The following is a 16,932-nucleotide window of genomic DNA, read 5'->3' as shown; positions in this document are numbered from 1 at the left end:
TCTGCGGTTAAGTGGAAATTCTTGCGATCGTGAAGACAAATCGTTTCATGGAGATGGCGCTCGAAGAAGCGCGTGCCGCCGGAGAACGCGGCGAGGTGCCGATCGGCGCCGTCGTCGTTGTCGACGATATTGCCGTTTCACGCTCGGGAAACCGCACGCGCGAGCTCAAAGACGTGACCGCGCACGCCGAAATCGCCGCAATCCGGCTCGCCTGCGAAGCGCTCGGGCAGGAACGACTCGCCGGCGCCGATCTCTATGTGACGCTGGAGCCTTGCACCATGTGCGCGGCAGCCATCTCGTTTGCGCGTATCCGCAGGCTCTATTACGGCGCCGAGGACCCGAAGGGCGGCGCCATCGATAATGGCGTGCGCTTCTATGCGCAGCCGACCTGCCACCACGCCCCGGAGGTCTATTCTGGCTTCAACGAGGTCCAGTCGGCCGATCTGCTACGAAGATTCTTTTCGCAAAGGAGAGAGGCGCCGTAATCCCAGCGCCGGTGCGCGGCGCCGTCATCCTTGCCGGCGCGCCGAAAAGCTATTGCAGGAAGTTCCACCACTGCTTGCCGGTGTTGGCGACAGCCGCATCCTTCTTGCGCTTTTTCTGCTTCTTGAGTTCGGGCTCGCCGACATCATCGAGCTTGGCCGGATCGTCGACAGTGCGGTAACCCGGCGGCGGGTCGGAGATATAGCGGCGCTGATCGATATAGGAGCCCTTCTGCAAAGCGCGGGCCTCGCGATAGGCCTTGGTCTGGGCTTCCGTCGTGCGCCGGCCGCCTTCGATCGCAGAGCTTGCGAGCGGCGAGCGGTAATTCGGATTGTCCGAATTCGCGTCGGCTTCCGAAACGAGACGAGCACGCGTCTCCTCCGGCGATTCAAGCCATTGCGGATTGTCCTTGTTGGCGACCGTCTGCTGCGGCGCAACGAGGGTCTCTTTCTGCGCCTGCGCGGGCAGCACCAGCGTCGGGCGTGGCGTGTACTTGACGCCCTTGTTCTTCGGGTCCGGACCGGTCAACGACACGGACTGGCCGAGATCGTCGGTCAACTGTTCCATGGCGGTCTTGTCGGTGCCGTAGGTCGGGCTGCTGGCGCAACCGGACACCAGGGAACATCCCGCCACTACAACAGACAGGCAGGCGCCCATACGGAACCAATGCGTTGCTAACATGAAAACCCTTCCAGCCCTGCCGGTGCAATCGTCGCCCAACCGGACAACCGTCCCCCTGACGCAAAAATCCGGCCATTTTCAGGCAGCTTTTACCGGATGAACCGCGAAAACGCAATTCATCCGGCAATATTCTTCACTTAAGCGCCGCAAGTTCGCGAAGGGCAGCGGCGTCGCGGGCCGAAACATCTGGATATTCCGGATCGGAACCGACATCCCTGGTGATGCGCCAGGAGCGGGCGCATTTCTCGCCCTCTGCAAGCTTCGGGACGACGCTGACCTCCGGCACCTCGGCAAGGCGGAATGCATCCATCGGTCCTTCGCCGGCCTTGATCTCGATTGCCGAGGTGATGCAGACTTCGGTGAAGTCCTGGCCTTCCAGCGCCTTCAGCAGTTCCGGATCGGCGATATGAACGACAGGAGCCGCTTCCAGCGAGGAGCCGATGCGCTTGTCCTTGCGCTCGATTTCCAGGGCGCCGGTCACGACCGAACGCACGGTACGAATCTTCTTCCACTTCTCGGCCAGGACGTCGTTGCGCCATTCCTTTGCGACCGGAGCAAACTGCTCCAGATGCACGGAAACGGCGGACGGGTTGCGCGACAGCCAGGCCTCCTCGGTGGTGAAGGGCAACATCGGGGCGAGCCAGGTCACCATGCAATCGAAGATCTGACGGATGACATGCAGGCTGGCGCGCCGGCGCAGACTCGACGGCGCGTCGCAATAGAGCGCATCCTTGCGGACATCGAAATAGAAGGCCGACAGCTCTACATTGGCGAAATCGATCAGCGCGCGGGCGATCTTCTTGAAGTCGAAGGCATCGTAGTTCTCGCGCACCAGCTCGTCGAGCTCGGCCAGCCGGTGCAGCATCAGCTGCTCCAGCTCCGGCAGATCGGCAAACGCGATCTCCTCGCCCTTGTCGTGGGCGAGTGTGCCGAGCATCCAGCGGATGGTGTTGCGCAGCTTGCGATAGGCATCGACATTGGTCTGGATGATCGTCTTGCCGACGCGCAGGTCGTCGGCATAATCCGAGGTCATCACCCAGAGGCGCAGGATATCGGCACCGGCATCCTTCATCACTTCCTGCGGTGCTGTGACGTTGCCCTTCGACTTCGACATCTTCTCGCCCTTCTCGTCCATGGTGAAACCATGGGTGAGGACGGCGTTGTAAGGCGCACGGCCGCGGGTAGCCGCCGATTCCAGCAGCGACGAATGGAACCAGCCGCGATGCTGGTCGGAACCTTCGAGATAAAGATCGGCCGGCCACTTCAGGTCCGGGCGGTCTTCGAGCGTGAAGGTGTGCGTCGAGCCAGAGTCGAACCAGACGTCGAGGATATCCATGACCTGGGTCCAGCGGGAATGGTCGTGGTCATTGCCGAGGAAACGCTCCTTGGCGCCTTCGGCAAACCAGGCGTCGGCGCCCTCATGTTCGAAGGCTTCGAGGATGCGGCCGTTGACGGCTTCGTCGACCAGGACCTCGCCCTCATCGTCGGCAAAGACGGCGATCGGCACGCCCCAGGCGCGCTGGCGCGAGAGCACCCAGTCCGGGCGGCCCTCGATCATGGCGCGCAGGCGGTTCTGGCCGGCGGCAGGCACGAAGCGCGTCTCGTCGATCGCACTCAGCGCGCGCGAACGCAGCGTCGTGCCGTCGGCAAGGGTCTTGTCCATATAGACGAACCATTGCGGCGTGTTGCGGAAGATGACCGGCTTCTTCGAGCGCCAGGAATGCGGATACTGGTGCTTCAGCCGGCCGCGGGCAAAGAGCGCGCCACGGGCGATCAGCTCCCTGATGACACGGTCGTTGGCATCGCCCTTCTTGCCGTTGTCGTCGATGACGCGGGCGCCCTCGAAGCCGGGGGCGTCGGCGGTATAGAAGCCGCCGTCGTCGACCGGGAACGGGATTTTGGTGTCGATGCCGCGGGCCTCAAGCGTGCGGGCAGCCGACATCCAGGCGTCGAAGTCTTCGCGACCGTGGCTGGGCGCGGTGTGGACGAAACCGGTACCCGCATCATCGGTGACGTGGTCGCCATCGAGCAGCGGCACGAGGAATTCATAACCGCCGTCGAGACCCTTGAAGGGATGCGCGCAGGTCATCGTTGCGAAGTCGGCCGCAGAGACATCGCTCAAGCGCTTGTACTGCAGCTTGGCCTTGGCGAAGGATTCCTCGGCCAGCTTATCGGCAAAGATCAGCTTTTCGCCGGGACGCGGACCAAAATCGTTCTCGGCGGCCGTCACTTCATAGAGGCCGTAGGAGATGCGCGGCGAAAAGGAGACCGCGCGGTTGCCGGGGATCGTCCAGGGCGTGGTCGTCCAGATGACCACGAACGCATCCTTGAGCGCGACCGGACCTTCGACGACCGGGAATTTCACCCAGATCGTGTCGCTCTCATAATCCTGGTATTCGACCTCGGCCTCGGCCAGCGCCGTGCGCTCGACGACCGACCACATGATCGGCTTGGAGCCGCGATAAAGCTGGCCGCTCGCAGCGATCTTCAAGAGTTCACCCGCGATGCGCGATTCCGCGTGAAAATTCATCGTCGTATAGGGATTGTCGAAGTCGCCCTCGATGCCGAGGCGCTTGAACTCTTCCGCCTGGACCTTGATCCAGCCGGCGGCGAATTCACGGCATTCCCGGCGGAATTCGTTGACCGGGACCTCATCCTTGTTCTTGCCCTTCTCGCGGTATTTTTCTTCGATCTTCCATTCGATCGGCAGGCCGTGGCAATCCCAGCCGGGCACGTAATTGGCGTCGTAGCCGCGCATCTGGAACGAACGGTTGATGACGTCCTTGAGGATCTTGTTCAGCGCGTGGCCGATATGGATGTTGCCGTTGGCATAGGGCGGACCATCGTGGAGGACGAATTTCTCGCGGCCGGCGGCGGAAGCGCGCAGTTTCTTGTAGAGACCCATCTCCTGCCAGCGCTTGACGAGTTCCGGTTCCTTCTGCGGCAGGCCGGCGCGCATAGGGAAATCGGTCTCGGGCAAATAGAGGGTCTTCGAATAGTCGATCTTTTCGGCTGTGTCGGTCATGTCTGACAATCGTTTTCTGGCGGCCCAGGAAGGGGCGCAACGGGCGTGAAATAGCTGGTGACGGAAGCGCTCGTATCCAAGCGCCAAAAACCCGGACCTTCCGGCCGCTCAGCGCGCGCGGAAGGCCGGGCCGATAATTCGCATCATCATTGCCAGCCGATATTTCTTCATCGCGCCGGTTCATAGGCGTTTTTGCCGGGAAAAGGAAGAGAAGAATTCGCGGCCCGCAATCGGCATAAGCGGCTGGAATCGCCGGTAGCCGCATCGTTCCGGAAAGCCTAAGGCTGGAAACTCTGTGCGGCTTGCGGTATATATCTGACTATCTGACCAGATTAGATCGAGAGCCAGAGGCATGAAAAAGATCACGAAGCAAAGCTGGAAGCTCGAGGACGCGAAAGCGCGCTTCAGCGAGGTGGTCCGCCGCGCACACAGCGAAGGACCGCAGCGCGTTACCGTTCGCGGCCGGGACAGCGTCGTCGTCATCAGCGCCGAAGAGCTCGACCAACTGACCAAAGTCGAACCGAAAAAGCCTTTCGTCGCCTTCATGGAAAGCCTCGATCTCAAAGCGCTAGACCTCGAGCGAGAGGCAGATTACGGGCGGGATGCCGAGCTGTGATCGGCTGGCTGCTCGATACCAACGTCATTGCCGCGCTGATCAATCCGAACGGTGCACCCTCCGTCAAATCCTGGGCTGCGGCTCAAGACGAGAAGAAGATGTTCATCAGCATCCTCACACTGGCGGAATACGACAAAGGCATAGAAAACCTGCCGGAGGACGATCAAAACCGCTATCGTTATGCCGCCTCCCGCGATGCGCTGGAGGAAAGGTTTTCGCAACGCGTTCTTTCGCTGAGCGACGCAGCCGTCAGACATTGGGGCGTCATTTCGGGGCGGGTGAAACTCAAGACCGGACATGCGCCGTCGGTTGTCGACACGTTGCTCGCTGCCACCGCAATCGAGCACAATCTCTATCTGGTGACGCGAAACGTCAGGGATACACGCTTCTCCGGCGCGGCGATCTTCGATCCATGGACGAACGATCCCGGTCAGTTTCCGCTGAGCCGGAGATGACCCGCCCGCACTCGAAGCTACTCAGGGAAGCACAATCTCCCGTCAAGAGCGCTGATCGGCGCAACACCCGCAAGCAGCGCCCTCGCCTCCTCCTCATCGCGGTTGATCTGGGCGACGAGCGCGTCGAGACCGGCTCACCCCAACCGAAGCAATTGAAGATCGCGCCAAATGCGCATATATATTGGGGCAAATGGCAGAAGGGTCATTCAATGCTCAGTTCTCTTCAGACCTCCGAATCGATGACCATACGCGAGCGCCTCGAGATCGCTTCGCACGGCTCCGTCCAGGTTTATGACGGAGCGATGGCATTGAAATTGACAGAGCTCGGCTTTTCCGTGGAGGAAATATATCGTTTCGTCGCACCGCGCCGAACTCTGGCGAGACGCAATGCGAACGGCGAGCCGCTGACGGTCGAGGAAAACGACGGCGCATTGCGTATCGTGCGGATTGCGGAGATGGCTAAGCGCATTTTCGGCGACGGAGCCGTTGCGTTCGATTGGCTGCGCAAGCCCAATCGCGGCATGGACGGCATCGCGCCGATCGATCTACTGGAATCGGAAACCGGCGCCCGCCTTGTCGAGCAGGCCCTGCACCAGATCGACCACGGGATTTACGTCTAGAGCGGTTCAACTTTTCATGGAAACGCAGAACTGCTCTAACCTTCTGTTTTTACGCAATTCCCGGCAAGCGTTTCGCGCTTTGCCTGGGAAAACCGCTTCGCACTTTTCCTGGAATTGCTTTAAGCGATGATCTTATGGCGAATCTCGAATTATGCCGATCTTTCCGGCCGCGGCGGGCTGCTTGCACCGGGACGATGGCATCATCAGGGAATTCCCGTCATCTATTGCTGTGATCACCCGTCGACTGCGCTCCTCGAAATTCTGGTACAGGTCGATCTGAATCAAATTCCGAGAGATTTTCAGCTCCTGAAAATCCATTGCCCGGACAATATCGAAGCCTTCGATATCGGGATCGATCCTGCTGCGATCAACCAGACCAGCCGGACGCGCGACCGTGGCAGCATATTACTGGAAGACAATGATTTCTGTCTCCTGCGCGTCCCATCGGCAATCATGCCAGAGGCGGCGAATATTCTTATCAATCCGCGTCATCCGGACGCGTCGCGCCTGACAATCGAAAAAACGATCCGCTATCCTTTCGACAGCCGGCTATTGCGCTGAGGAAAAGCATAGTCTCCGATCAAGAGCGCCGAGCGGCTTAACACCCGCAAGCAGCGCCCTCGCCTCTTCCTCATCGCGCTTGATCTGGGCGACGAGCGGGTCGAGGCCGTCGAATTTCAGTTCAGGGCGGAGATAGCCGAAGAACGAGACGGAGCAGAGCTGGCCGTAGAGATCGCCGCTGAAATCGAAAAGATAGGTTTCGAGCAGCGGCGCGCCGTTTTCCGTCACCGTCGGGCGGCGGCCATAACTTGCGACGGCATCGTGGAGCGTGCCGTCCTGGCGGCGGAAGCGGACGGCGTAGATGCCGGCGGCAAGATCGACCTCCGGCGGCAGGCGCATGTTGGCTGTCGGGAAACCCAGCTGCCGGCCGAGCTTTTCGCCATCGATCACCTCGGCTTCCACCGTATAGCGGTAACCGAGCATGCCGGCGACTTCGCTGACATTGCCCTCCTTCAGCAGCGCGCGGATATGGCTCGAAGAGACGACATCGGCGTTTTCGTCGCGGAAGGCATCGATCAGGGTAACGCCGAAGCCATAGGTATGGCCGGCATTCATCAGGAAGGCGGGACCGCCCTCGCGGCCGCGGCCGAAATGGAAATCGAAGCCGGTGACGACTTCGGAAGCGCCGAGCCAATCCTTCAGGATCGAATGGATGAAATCATCGGCCGAGCGCTGCGAGAACTCGTAGTCGAAGGGATATTCGATGACGGCGCTAAAACCCAGCGTTTCCAGGATGCGGGCCTTCAGCGGCGCCGGCGTCAGCCGGAAGACCGGTGCCTGCGGCCGGAAGACCGTGCGCGGATGCGGCTCGAAGGTCAGCACCAAAGCGGGGATACCGCGCGCCTTGGAGATCTCGAGCGCCCGGCTCAGCACCGATTGATGGCCGCGGTGCACGCCATCGAAATTGCCGATGGCAATGACCCCGCCCTTCAGATGGGCGGGCAGGGGTTCGCGGGTTTCATTGCGGTGGAAGACGGTCATCGGCTGGCTTCTCTTCATGCAAGGCGTGTCTTCATGCAAGGCGGGGCATCCACCACTTCGGCGCGGCGTTTTCCCGTTCGAGATAGGTGTTGAGGATCGCCTCGTCGGTCTCGCCGTTGAGAGTATATTCCTTAGCGTGGATACCACCGCTGATGTAGAGGAGGTCGAGGCCGTAATTCAAGGCGCCGCGCACATCGGTCGGCATGCCGTCGCCGATCGCCAGCACGCGCTCGACCGGGAAATCGCCGCGAAGCTCGCGGGCAGCCGCTAGCGTCGCCTCGTAGATCGGCCGGTGCGGCTTGCCGGCGATGCGGGTTTTGCCGCCAAGCTGCTGGTAATAGGCCGCCATCGCGCCGGCGCAGGGGATGATGCGATGGCCGCGCTCGACAACGAGGTCGGGATTGGCGCAGATCATCGGCACGTCGCGGGCTTTGAAATCGAGAAGCATATCGGTGTAATCCTCCGGCTTCTCCGTCTCGTCGTCGAAAAAGCCGGTGCAGACCAACGATTGCGCTTCGCCCGCCGGCCGGCGCTCGACGCCAATGCCTTCGAGCAGCGCCTTGTCGCGCTCGGGGCCGAGCAGAAAGACGGTCTTCGGCCCTTCGGCGATCAAACCGCGCGTGACGTCGCCAGAGGTGACGATCCTGTCATAGGCGCTGTCGGGAACGCCGATCTGGCGCAGCTGCTCGACCACCTGCCAGGAAAGGCGCGGCGAATTGGTGATGAGGACGACGGCGAGGCCGCTGCCGCGTGCCGCTTCAAGGGCTGCGGCCGCCTTCGGGAACGGATCGACGCCATTGTGAACGACGCCCCAGACATCGCAGAGCACCACATCATAGCGATCTGATATCTCCGAGAAGTTTTCTATCCGCTTGGCCATTCCGATTTCCCGATTTGCTTCAGTCACCGGTGACATTGCAAAGGCGCAAGGCGATGGCAAGGCATTTTCTTCGCTGCCCGGCCAATTGCGAAGAGCTCGAACGACGGTCCGGCGGAGCGGATGAGCTAAGGGTTTTGACGATTATCGCCAAGCAGCAGATCGCCGCCGGCAGACGAGTTCGGCAAAGTTCGCCTGCGCGCGGGTTTCGGCCGCAATCTCCGACTATTCTCCGGCCTCTTCACAATTCCGGCACAAAAATTCGTGATTGCTCTCATTGACTCCTCTCGGAGCCATCCCTAAATGCTCGTCGCTAGCACTCACCGCAAGGGAGTGCTAACATCTATCCATGTGGGCCACTCCGGTCCGCGAATGTCATTCGATCGAGGGATTAGACAATGGCAAGCACCAACTTCCGCCCCCTTCACGACCGCGTCGTTGTTCGCCGCGTTGAGTCCGAAGCCAAGACCAAGGGCGGCATCATCATTCCCGATACCGCCAAGGAAAAGCCGCAGGAAGGCGAAATCGTCGCCGTCGGCTCCGGCGCGCGCGATGAGTCCGGCAAGGTCGTCGCACTCGACGTCAAGGCTGGCGACCGCATCCTGTTCGGCAAGTGGTCCGGCACCGAAGTCAAGATCGACGGCGAAGACCTTCTGATCATGAAGGAAGCCGACATCATGGGCATCATCGGCTGATCGGCCGACCTGCTTTCCCGAAATGGCTGACGGGCCTTTTGCCCGAACAACTCGAATTCAGGAGTTAAGAATATGGCATCTAAAGAAATCAAGTTTGGCCGCACCGCGCGCGAAAAGATGCTGCGCGGCGTCGACATTCTCGCCGATGCAGTGAAGGTCACGCTCGGCCCGAAGGGCCGTAACGTCATCATCGACAAGTCCTTCGGCGCGCCGCGCATCACCAAGGACGGCGTTTCCGTCGCCAAGGAAATCGAACTCGAAGACAAGTTCGAAAACATGGGCGCCCAGATGGTCCGCGAAGTTGCTTCGAAGACCAACGACATCGCCGGCGACGGCACCACGACGGCTACCGTTCTTGCCCAGGCGATCGTTCGCGAAGGCAACAAGGCCGTTGCAGCCGGCATGAACCCGATGGACCTGAAGCGCGGCATCGACCTCGCTGTCGCCGACGTCGTGAAGGATCTCCAGGCCAAGGCCAAGAAGATCTCGACTTCGGAAGAAGTTGCACAGGTCGGCACGATTTCGGCAAATGGCGACAAGCAGGTCGGTCTCGACATTGCTGAAGCCATGCAGAAGGTCGGCAACGAAGGCGTCATCACGGTTGAAGAAGCCAAGACCGCCGAAACCGAACTCGAAGTCGTCGAAGGCATGCAGTTCGACCGTGGCTACCTCAGCCCCTACTTCGTGACCAACCCGGAAAAGATGATCGCCGACCTCGAAGACGTCTTCATTCTCCTTCACGAGAAGAAGCTCTCGAACCTGCAGTCGATGCTCCCGGTTCTCGAAGCCGTCGTTCAGACCGGCAAGCCGCTCCTCATCGTCGCTGAAGACGTCGAAGGCGAAGCGCTGGCGACGCTCGTCGTCAACAAGCTGCGCGGCGGCCTGAAGATTGCTGCCGTCAAGGCTCCTGGCTTCGGCGACCGCCGCAAGGCCATGCTCGAAGACATCGCCATCCTGACGGGCGGCACTGTCATCTCCGAAGACCTCGGCATCAAGCTCGAATCTGTCACGCTCGACATGCTCGGCCGTGCCAAGAAGGTTTCGATCTCCAAGGAAAACACCACGATCGTCGACGGTTCGGGCGCCAAGACCGACATCGAAGGCCGTGTTGCCCAGATCAAGGCGCAGATCGAAGAAACCACTTCGGACTACGACCGCGAGAAGCTGCAGGAACGCCTTGCCAAGCTCGCTGGCGGCGTTGCCGTCATCCGCGTCGGCGGCTCGACGGAAGTCGAAGTGAAGGAAAAGAAGGACCGCATCGACGACGCGCTCAACGCGACGCGCGCTGCCGTTCAGGAAGGTATCGTCCCCGGCGGCGGTATCGCTCTGCTCCGCTCCTCCACGAAGATCACCGTCAAGGGTGCAAACGACGACCAGGAAGCCGGCATCAACATCGTTCGCCGCGCCCTGCAGTCGCTCGTTCGTCAGATCGCTGAAAACGCAGGCGACGAAGCCTCGATCGTTGTCGGCAAGGTCCTCGACAAGAACGAAGACAACTTCGGCTACAACGCCCAGACATCCGAATATGGCGACATGATCGCCATGGGTATCGTCGACCCGCTCAAGGTCGTTCGCACGGCGCTGCAGAACGCTGCTTCTGTCGCATCGCTGCTGATCACCACCGAAGCCATGATTGCCGAACTGCCGAAGAAAGAATCGGCTGGCGGCGGCATGCCGGGCGGCATGGGCGGCATGGGCGGAATGGACATGATGTGATAGGCCAACGGCCTTTCACAGCATCGTTCATAAATCCGCCCATCATCTAAGATGGTTCAGCGCGTCAAGCGCGCTGAACTGGCAGAATGGACATGATGTGATAGGCGAAAGCCATCACTGACCACCATTCCGGCATCCGGAACAGGAAGGGCGGCTCTCGGGTCGCCCTTTTCTTTTGCCCAAAGCGATTCGATGTACGGCACAGTGATTTGCATAGCCGACGAACGCCTGCGCAGTTCCCTCTTGCGGGCTCCGGGCACGAAGCTTGCGCCAGGCTTGCGCTGCCTGCGTATTTCTCAGCCCGCCGACATGCGAGAGATCGCAGTGCTGCCGCAACATTTCCGGCCTGACGTTGAGTGAAAACGTTTGCAAAGCTCTCAAAGATGATCTTCCCGTGCCAATTCTCGCGAAATAGGCCGAAGATGCTGGCACCCCAAGAAATGAGGCCGATCCGAATACCCCTTAAAAAGCCGTTGCCGTTTGTCCAAAAGCCCCTATAAATCCGCGCTGCAATTAAAGCGCGCCCGGCGATAATTTTTCGCCAATAGACGAGGCCGGAGCGCGAAAGGCGATACGTGAACGTTCGGCTTCGAAGGGCTCCGGTTACGGAGGCCAGATGGCCGTGGCAATAATCGCCGGATGAAGCGCGGGCATCATGCCCGCTGCTGCGTGATCCTGTTTCTTTGTGTTTGCCGAGCGTGCGGCCGGAGCCGCATCCGAACGGGGGAACGCCTTGTTTAAGATCGCCAGAGCCAATGCAGCCGTACCTTTGACGCCCGGCTCGTTTGATGACGCCAATCAAAATCACGAGATGTTGGCGCAGTTTTCCGTTTCCGAAGCCTGGACTGGAGATTTTTCGAGCGGCATGCTCCGTCTCGGCGAGTGGAGCGCGATGCTGCACGGCCTCGCCGCACAGGAATGCGGACTGCTCAGCCTGATCCGTTGCTATGATGCCAAGGACCGCAGCCACATATTGGAGCTGTTCGAGCAGGCGGCGGCGCGCTGCTCCTCCTTCTGTTTTTCGACGACGATCATCGTGCCGAACGGCTTTCGCCAGCCGCTCTTCTGCATGGGCGAGTCCAACGGTCTGGAAGAAAAATTCAGCGGCAGCATGGTCGGCGTCTTCGTCTTTCCGCGCTTCAAGCTGGAAGGCGCAAAGCAGATATCAAGCCGGCGATAGGCCGGAAATTAAGATAAAAGGCCGCATCGGGCGGCCTTCGTGCTTTCCGGCGATCTGTTCGTTACTCCGGCTTGACCGGTATGTTGAGACCCCTGGCACTTGCCGGACGAGCGATGCAGCGCTCCAGCCAATCCGAGACGGCGGGGAATTTCGCGTATTCGAGCACCTCGCGGCCACCATAGAAAATATCGGCACCGCGAACCCAGGTGAAGGTGGTGATGTCGGCGATCGTGTACTGATCGCCCATGATCCACTGACGGCCCTTCAACCGGTCTTCAAGCACCCCGAGCAGGCGCTTGGATTCGTCGCGATAACGTTCCACCGGGTAGGCGTTGTTGGCGACCTTGTCGGCGGCGAATTTGTAGAAATGGCCGAACTGGCCGAACATCGGACCGATGCCCGCCATCTGGAAAAACACCCACTGGATGGTTTCATATCGGCCGGCGGCATCGGCAGGGATGAGCTTGCCGGTTTTTTCGGCGAGGTAAAGCAGAATGGCGCCGGATTCGAAAAGGCCGATCGGCTTCCCATCCGGCCCGTTCGGATCGATGATCGCAGGAATGCGGCCGTTCGGGTTCAGAGATTCGAATTCCGGCGACTTCTGCTCGTTGGCGGCGAAGGAAATATAATGCGGCTCATAGGCGAGCCCGAGCTCTTCGAGGGCGACGGATACCTTCACCCCATTCGGGGTCTGCAGGGAATAGAGCTGGATGATGTCGGAATTCTTAGCCGGCCAGCGCGTCGTGATCGGAAATGCGGACAGATCTGCCATCGGATTCTCCATGTTATCAGCCGACCATAAGAGATCGGCTTCGTGAAAGGCAAGCGACGACGGCAGGACATCGTTTCATATTATTGAACGAACTGTCCCCTTTCGTTTATCTTTCCATAAAGGAAGAAAAAGGCGACATAGGTGGCATACGAGGTCCAACAGGTGCCGGGGCACCCAGATCTCCAGAGCCCTTCAAACGGAGACCATCCATGTCGAACGCCATCATCCTGACTGCCCGCATTCTTCTTTCCTTCATGTTCATCCTTTCCGGCTTCATGAAGCTGACCGATCCTGCCGGTACTGCGGGCATGATCGCTGGTGCCGGGCTGCCCGCAGCAAGCCTGCTGGCCTATGCCGCAGGCCTTTTTGAATTGCTGGCCGGCCTTGCGGTTCTCACAGGCTTCCAGGTCCGCATCGCCGGCTGGCTGCTCGCCGCCTTCTGTGTCTTCACGGGTGTTGCCTTCCACCTGCCCTACGCAAGCGGCACGGAACTCGTGAATATTCTCAACCAGATCATGGTCATGAAGAACGTCACGCTGGCCGGTGCGTACATCCTGCTCGCCACCGTTGGTGCCGGTGCCTATTCGATCGACGCACGCCGCGGCGCCTACGTGGCCGCCTGATACCAGCAGACATCCTCCCGCAAATACGAAACCCGCCGTCATCCGACGGCGGGTTTTCTTGTGCCTGAATGGCCGGGATCAGAGGGCCGCGCGCACCGCCTCGATGATCGCCTGCACGGCGGGCTCGCCGGCGTGGCTTTCCTTTCGGGCGCGCACCAGGCAGGCCTGCGAATGCAGGATGACACCGTCCTGGAGCACCTTCAGATGGTTGGCGCGCAGCGTCGAGCCGGTGGAGGTGATATCGACGATGATATCGGCCGAGCCCGCGGCGGGAGCGCCCTCGGTGGCGCCCAGGCTTTCGACGATGCGATAAAGCTGGATGCCGTGCTGGCTCGAAAAGAACTGCTGGGTCAGCCGCCAGTATTTGGTGGCGATGGCAAGGCGCCGGCCGTGGCGGGCGCGAAAATCGGCGGCGACATCGACGAGATCGGCCATGGTCTCGACATCGAGCCAGATCTCCGGCACAGCAACGACGACATCGGCATGGCCGAAGCCGAGGCGGGCGCAGAATTCGACGCGCTTGTCGACTTCGGCAAAACCTTCCCGCATCAGATCCTCGCCGGTGACGCCGAAATCGACGGTGCCGTTGCCGATTTCACGGGAGATTTCGGAAGCCGAGAGGAAGGCGATCTCCACATCGTCCCAGCCTTCGACGCGGCCGCGATAGGAGCGATCGTTACCGACCGCCGAGATCGTCATGCCGGCACGCTCGAAGATCGCCGACGCGTCTTCCTTCATCCGGCCCTTGGAGGGAAGCGCGATGGTGATGGTCATGCGGCTGTCCTCTCGGTTTCGATGCGGTCGAGCCAGAAGGAGAAGCCGACGGCCGGGATGCGGTCCGTCGCACCGAGGAAAGTCAGGAGCCGGTCGAAACGGCCGCCGCCGGCCAGAACTGCGGTCGAGCCTTCGACTGTCACCTCGAAGACGAGGCCGGTGTAATAGTCGAGCGGCCGTCCGAAGGCGGCGCGGTAGTCGAGGCAGGAAAGATCGACGCCGGCATTGGAAAGTGCTGCGACGCGGCCATTGAAGCGGGCGAGCGCGTTGCCGAGTTTCAGGCCGGCGGCATCAGCGAAACCGGAAAGGGCTGCGGACGCATTGACGAGCGGCACGTCGAGCGACAGGAACTCTTCCAGCACATGGAAGGCGGCATCGTCGAGGCGCGTTTCGGACAGGATGAGCTTTTCCTTGAGCCGTCGGGCGATCTCGAGAGGCGAGCGGCCGGCATTCGTCGAATAGCCGGTCTTCTGCATTTCGCGCTCGAGATGGGCGACGAGCGCCTGCTCGTCGCCTGATGCGACAAGCCTGGCGATATCATCGTCCAGCCCGGTGACGAATTGCGTGCTGACCAGGCTGGCAAGTAGTGCCTCCAGCTGCGTCATATTGCCGAAGGCGTGGATCAGGCGCTTCTGCCAGCCGAGCGGCAGACCGAGCGCCTGGACGACGGCCTCGAACACCGCCTGGTCGCCTAATGTCACGGCTAAGCGCCGGCCCGGCAGCAGTCGGGCGAGAATGCCGGTGGCATCGCCGATGGCGCGGGCGTCGGCGTTTGACAGGTCGATATCGCCAAGATCCTCGATGCCGGCCTGATAGAATTCGTTGGCGCCGTCGCGACGCTGGCGGAAAACCTCGCCGAGATAGGCATAACGCTTCGGCGTGCCGGTCGCCGTCTCGATGTGGCGCAGACAGACGGGGATGGTGAATTCGGGACGCAGGCAGAGGCTGGCGCCGGTTTCGCTCTCCGTCATGAAGATGCGGCGGCGCAGATCCTCGCCGGCGATATCAAGGAAGGGTTCGGCCGGCTGAATGACAGGCGTATCGATGCGCTCGGCATTGCGCTCGATGAATTCGGCAATGAGGTCGTTGGCGAATTCGGGGAGATTGATCAGGGGCATTGTGTCGCTCCTGGGAAAAGTCCCCTCCCCAACCCCTCCCCACAGGGGGGAGGGACTAACTCGCGGCGATCGCTGAAATAAATTGAGAGCGCCCTCGATGAAGCAAACGTCGAGTTGGGCACAGCCGCGCCACTTGAAGCCCCTCCCCCTTGTGGGGAGGGGTTGGGGAGGGGTCTATTACGCATCCGCCGCTCGCTTCCGATCCTCGGCCTGCGCAGCAAGGATCTCCTTCACCTTGGCGACAAGGCCGGCTTCCGGCGCCGTCTCCTGCGCTACGCGCGCTTCGCGCCAGCTGGCATTGTCTTCGATCTCGCCGGACAGCCGCTTGCCTTCGATCAGATCCTTGATCTGCACGACGCCTTCGGCGCGTTCGTCGCCGCCCTGGATGATGGCGACGGGGCAGCCGCGGCGATCGGCATATTTCAGCTGATTGCCGAACTTCTTCCAGTTGCCCTGGAACATCTCGGCGCGGATGCCAGCGGCGCGCAGTTCCTGCGTCATCTTCTGATAACGGCCCATCGCCTCGACATCGCCGTCCATGACGGTCACCAGCACCGGCTCGATGACCTCGCTGGCGCCGAGCTTGCCGAGGTTCTTCAGCGCCGTCATCAGCCGCGAGACGCCGATCGAAAAGCCCGTCGCCGGAACCGGCTGGCCCATGAAGCGGGAGACGAGGCCGTCATAACGGCCGCCGCCGCCGACCGAACCGAAGACGACCTTCTCGCCCTTTTCGTTGGTGACGTCGAAGGTCAGTTCGGCCTCATAGACCGGACCCGTATAATATTCGAGGCCGCGGACGACGGAGGGGTCGATCTTGATGCGGTCAGGGCCATAGGCGGCGCTGGTAACCAGCGCACCGATGAAATTCAGCTCCTCGACGCCTTCGCCACCCCTAGCGGTTCCCGCAACCAGCTCGGCGAGACGGACAGCGCTTTCGGCATAGTCCTTGATGCCGACAAAGAACAGCACCTTGTCGATCTGCTCCTTGTCGAGACCGGCGCCCTTGGTGAAGTCGCCGGATTCATCCTTGCGGCCGGGACCGAGCAGCAGGGCCACGCCCTCCGGGCCGAACTTGTCGAGCTTGTCGATGGCGCGCAGCACGTTGAGCCGCTGGCCGGCCTTGTCGTCGCCGCCAAGACCGATCGCCTCGAGCACGCCATCCAGAACCTTGCGGTTATTGACGCGGATGAGGTAATCGCCACGCTTGATGCCGAGGGCTTCCAGCGTATCGGCCATCATCATGCACATTTCGGCATCGGCCTGCACACCAGGCGCGCCGACGGTATCGGCGTCGAACTGCATGAACTGGCGGAACCGGCCGGGGCCCGGCTTCTCGTTGCGGAAGACGTAGCCGGCGCGATAGGTGCGGTAAGGCAGCTGGATCTCGTTGAAATTCTCGGCGACATGGCGGGCGAGCGGCGCCGTCAGGTCGTAACGCAGCGACATCCATTGCTCGTCATCGTCCTGCAGCGAGAACACGCCTTCGTTCGGCCGGTCGCTGTCGGGCAGGAATTTGCCGAGCGCATCGGTATATTCGAACAGCGGCGTTTCGAGCGGATCGAAACCATAATGCTCATAGACTTCCCGGATCTTTGCCGTCATCTCGTTGACGGCGCGGATATCGCCGGTCGTCCGGTCGACGAAGCCGCGCGGCAGGCGGGCCTTGAGCTTTTGCGGTTTCTTCTGCTTGTCGTTCATTTCCGGGAATTCCACTGACTGTGACAGTGGCGGTTTCCTAGCGGATTGGGCGGGGAG

17 protein-coding genes and 1 pseudogene are annotated in these 16,932 nt (G+C 61.0%); 9 read left to right on the top strand and 9 right to left on the bottom strand.

The features are described from left to right. Positions 1 to 47 precede the first annotated feature (47 nt). A complete protein-coding gene (locus tag GFM02_RS30380) occupies positions 48 to 485 on the top strand; it encodes a nucleoside deaminase (protein WP_168323733.1) in 438 nt (145 codons plus the stop codon). A gap of 49 nt (positions 486 to 534) precedes the next feature. On the opposite strand, the gene GFM02_RS30375 is transcribed toward GFM02_RS30380, so the two are convergent. Together GFM02_RS30375 and ileS are read right to left on the bottom strand one after the other, a co-directional pair. Beyond that, positions 535 to 1,164 (bottom strand): hypothetical protein, encoded by a 630-nt coding sequence (locus tag GFM02_RS30375; RefSeq protein WP_168268799.1) that lies wholly within the window; start codon positions 1,162 to 1,164, stop codon positions 535 to 537. Positions 1,165 to 1,297: 133 nt separating this feature from the next. Then, the gene (gene ileS / locus GFM02_RS30370; protein WP_168269180.1) at positions 1,298 to 4,189 is read right to left on the bottom strand and encodes an isoleucine--tRNA ligase; all 2,892 of its coding nucleotides are present in this window, start codon (positions 4,187 to 4,189) and stop codon (positions 1,298 to 1,300) included. A 352-nt stretch (positions 4,190 to 4,541) separates the two neighbouring features. Here ileS and GFM02_RS30360 point away from each other — a divergent pair, with 352 nt between their 5' ends. Together GFM02_RS30360 and GFM02_RS30355 are read left to right on the top strand one after the other, a co-directional pair. Next, positions 4,542 to 4,805 carry a type II toxin-antitoxin system Phd/YefM family antitoxin gene (locus tag GFM02_RS30360; RefSeq protein WP_168268801.1) on the top strand — a complete coding sequence of 88 codons (264 nt, stop codon included), beginning with the start codon at positions 4,542 to 4,544 and terminating at the stop codon, positions 4,803 to 4,805. Continuing rightward, positions 4,802 to 5,260, top strand: coding sequence for a type II toxin-antitoxin system VapC family toxin (locus tag GFM02_RS30355; RefSeq protein ID WP_168268803.1), 459 nt, complete (start codon positions 4,802 to 4,804; stop codon positions 5,258 to 5,260). The genes GFM02_RS30360 and GFM02_RS30355 overlap by 4 nt, the downstream gene beginning before the upstream one ends. Before the next feature lie 17 nt (positions 5,261 to 5,277). On the opposite strand, the pseudogene GFM02_RS30350 reads toward GFM02_RS30355, so the two are convergent. Next, positions 5,278 to 5,391 (bottom strand): annotated as a pseudogene (locus tag GFM02_RS30350) (bifunctional riboflavin kinase/FAD synthetase); the annotation flags it as partial. A 78-nt stretch (positions 5,392 to 5,469) separates the two neighbouring features. Here GFM02_RS30350 and GFM02_RS30345 point away from each other — a divergent pair. Together GFM02_RS30345 and GFM02_RS30340 are read left to right on the top strand one after the other, a co-directional pair. Further along, positions 5,470 to 5,880 carry an antitoxin Xre/MbcA/ParS toxin-binding domain-containing protein gene (locus GFM02_RS30345; RefSeq protein WP_168269182.1) on the top strand — a complete coding sequence of 137 codons (411 nt, stop codon included), beginning with the start codon at positions 5,470 to 5,472 and terminating at the stop codon, positions 5,878 to 5,880. A 126-nt stretch (positions 5,881 to 6,006) separates the two neighbouring features. Beyond that, entirely contained in the window at positions 6,007 to 6,441 is a 435-nt protein-coding gene (locus GFM02_RS30340) for an RES family NAD+ phosphorylase (RefSeq protein ID WP_168323710.1), read from the top strand. On the opposite strand, the gene GFM02_RS30335 is transcribed toward GFM02_RS30340, so the two are convergent. Further along, positions 6,430 to 7,422, bottom strand: a complete 993-nt coding sequence (locus tag GFM02_RS30335) for a bifunctional riboflavin kinase/FAD synthetase (protein ID WP_168269184.1) — start codon at positions 7,420 to 7,422, stop codon at positions 6,430 to 6,432. The two genes, GFM02_RS30340 and GFM02_RS30335, sit on opposite strands and share 12 nt — an antisense overlap. Before the next feature lie 31 nt (positions 7,423 to 7,453). After that, entirely contained in the window at positions 7,454 to 8,302 is an 849-nt protein-coding gene (locus GFM02_RS30330) for a TIGR01459 family HAD-type hydrolase (protein WP_168268808.1), read from the bottom strand. Between the two features lie 395 nt (positions 8,303 to 8,697). Between GFM02_RS30330 and groES the strand changes: the two genes are divergently transcribed. The 3 genes from groES to GFM02_RS30315 all read left to right on the top strand — a co-directional run bounded on the left by groES (position 8,698) and on the right by GFM02_RS30315 (position 11,890). Continuing rightward, positions 8,698 to 8,994 (top strand): co-chaperone GroES, encoded by a 297-nt coding sequence (gene groES, locus GFM02_RS30325; protein WP_003545797.1) that lies wholly within the window; start codon positions 8,698 to 8,700, stop codon positions 8,992 to 8,994. A gap of 72 nt (positions 8,995 to 9,066) precedes the next feature. Beyond that, a complete protein-coding gene (gene groL, locus GFM02_RS30320) occupies positions 9,067 to 10,710 on the top strand; it encodes a chaperonin GroEL (RefSeq protein WP_003545786.1) in 1,644 nt (547 codons plus the stop codon). A 733-nt stretch (positions 10,711 to 11,443) separates the two neighbouring features. Continuing rightward, positions 11,444 to 11,890 carry a hypothetical protein gene (locus GFM02_RS30315; protein ID WP_168268810.1) on the top strand — a complete coding sequence of 149 codons (447 nt, stop codon included), beginning with the start codon at positions 11,444 to 11,446 and terminating at the stop codon, positions 11,888 to 11,890. Positions 11,891 to 11,951: 61 nt separating this feature from the next. Here GFM02_RS30315 and GFM02_RS30310 read toward each other — a convergent pair whose 3' ends face one another. Then, a complete protein-coding gene (locus GFM02_RS30310) occupies positions 11,952 to 12,662 on the bottom strand; it encodes a glutathione binding-like protein (protein WP_026264952.1) in 711 nt (236 codons plus the stop codon). Positions 12,663 to 12,871: 209 nt separating this feature from the next. On the opposite strand from GFM02_RS30310, the gene GFM02_RS30305 reads away from it, so the two are divergent. Next, positions 12,872 to 13,285, top strand: coding sequence for a DoxX family protein (locus GFM02_RS30305; RefSeq protein ID WP_168268812.1), 414 nt, complete (start codon positions 12,872 to 12,874; stop codon positions 13,283 to 13,285). Positions 13,286 to 13,363: 78 nt separating this feature from the next. On the opposite strand, the gene hisG is transcribed toward GFM02_RS30305, so the two are convergent. From hisG to hisS, 3 genes are all read right to left on the bottom strand, one after another. After that, positions 13,364 to 14,059, bottom strand: a complete 696-nt coding sequence (hisG, locus tag GFM02_RS30300) for an ATP phosphoribosyltransferase (RefSeq protein ID WP_020048629.1) — start codon at positions 14,057 to 14,059, stop codon at positions 13,364 to 13,366. Further along, positions 14,056 to 15,177, bottom strand: coding sequence for an ATP phosphoribosyltransferase regulatory subunit (locus GFM02_RS30295; protein WP_168323709.1), 1,122 nt, complete (start codon positions 15,175 to 15,177; stop codon positions 14,056 to 14,058). The genes hisG and GFM02_RS30295 overlap by 4 nt, the downstream gene beginning before the upstream one ends. 177 nt (positions 15,178 to 15,354) lie before the next feature. Then, complete coding sequence (gene hisS, locus GFM02_RS30290) at positions 15,355 to 16,875, bottom strand: histidine--tRNA ligase (protein WP_168323708.1); 1,521 nt, start codon at positions 16,873 to 16,875, stop codon at positions 15,355 to 15,357. Positions 16,876 to 16,932 lie beyond the last annotated feature (57 nt).

This window comes from Rhizobium leguminosarum bv. viciae (assembly GCF_012276115.1).
GTDB classification, from domain to species: domain Bacteria; phylum Pseudomonadota; class Alphaproteobacteria; order Rhizobiales; family Rhizobiaceae; genus Rhizobium; species Rhizobium leguminosarum_T.
The sequence above is the reverse complement of the archived record's forward strand: the minus strand, read 5'-3'. Positions and strand labels throughout refer to the sequence as shown.

Coding starts and splice junctions, on each gene's coding strand:
- GFM02_RS30380 (WP_168323733.1), top strand. CDS start 48: ATGGAGATGGCGCTCGAAGAAGCGCGTGCCGCCGGAGAACGCGGCGAG.
- GFM02_RS30375 (WP_168268799.1), bottom strand. CDS start 1,164: ATGTTAGCAACGCATTGGTTCCGTATGGGCGCCTGCCTGTCTGTTGTA.
- ileS (WP_168269180.1), bottom strand. CDS start 4,189: ATGACCGACACAGCCGAAAAGATCGACTATTCGAAGACCCTCTATTTG.
- GFM02_RS30360 (WP_168268801.1), top strand. CDS start 4,542: ATGAAAAAGATCACGAAGCAAAGCTGGAAGCTCGAGGACGCGAAAGCG.
- GFM02_RS30345 (WP_168269182.1), top strand. CDS start 5,470: ATGCTCAGTTCTCTTCAGACCTCCGAATCGATGACCATACGCGAGCGC.
- GFM02_RS30340 (WP_168323710.1), top strand. CDS start 6,007: ATGATCTTATGGCGAATCTCGAATTATGCCGATCTTTCCGGCCGCGGC.
- GFM02_RS30335 (WP_168269184.1), bottom strand. CDS start 7,422: ATGACCGTCTTCCACCGCAATGAAACCCGCGAACCCCTGCCCGCCCAT.
- GFM02_RS30330 (WP_168268808.1), bottom strand. CDS start 8,302: ATGGCCAAGCGGATAGAAAACTTCTCGGAGATATCAGATCGCTATGAT.
- groES (WP_003545797.1), top strand. CDS start 8,698: ATGGCAAGCACCAACTTCCGCCCCCTTCACGACCGCGTCGTTGTTCGC.
- groL (WP_003545786.1), top strand. CDS start 9,067: ATGGCATCTAAAGAAATCAAGTTTGGCCGCACCGCGCGCGAAAAGATG.
- GFM02_RS30310 (WP_026264952.1), bottom strand. CDS start 12,662: ATGGCAGATCTGTCCGCATTTCCGATCACGACGCGCTGGCCGGCTAAG.
- GFM02_RS30305 (WP_168268812.1), top strand. CDS start 12,872: ATGTCGAACGCCATCATCCTGACTGCCCGCATTCTTCTTTCCTTCATG.
- hisG (WP_020048629.1), bottom strand. CDS start 14,059: ATGACCATCACCATCGCGCTTCCCTCCAAGGGCCGGATGAAGGAAGAC.
- GFM02_RS30295 (WP_168323709.1), bottom strand. CDS start 15,177: ATGCCCCTGATCAATCTCCCCGAATTCGCCAACGACCTCATTGCCGAA.
- hisS (WP_168323708.1), bottom strand. CDS start 16,875: ATGAACGACAAGCAGAAGAAACCGCAAAAGCTCAAGGCCCGCCTGCCG.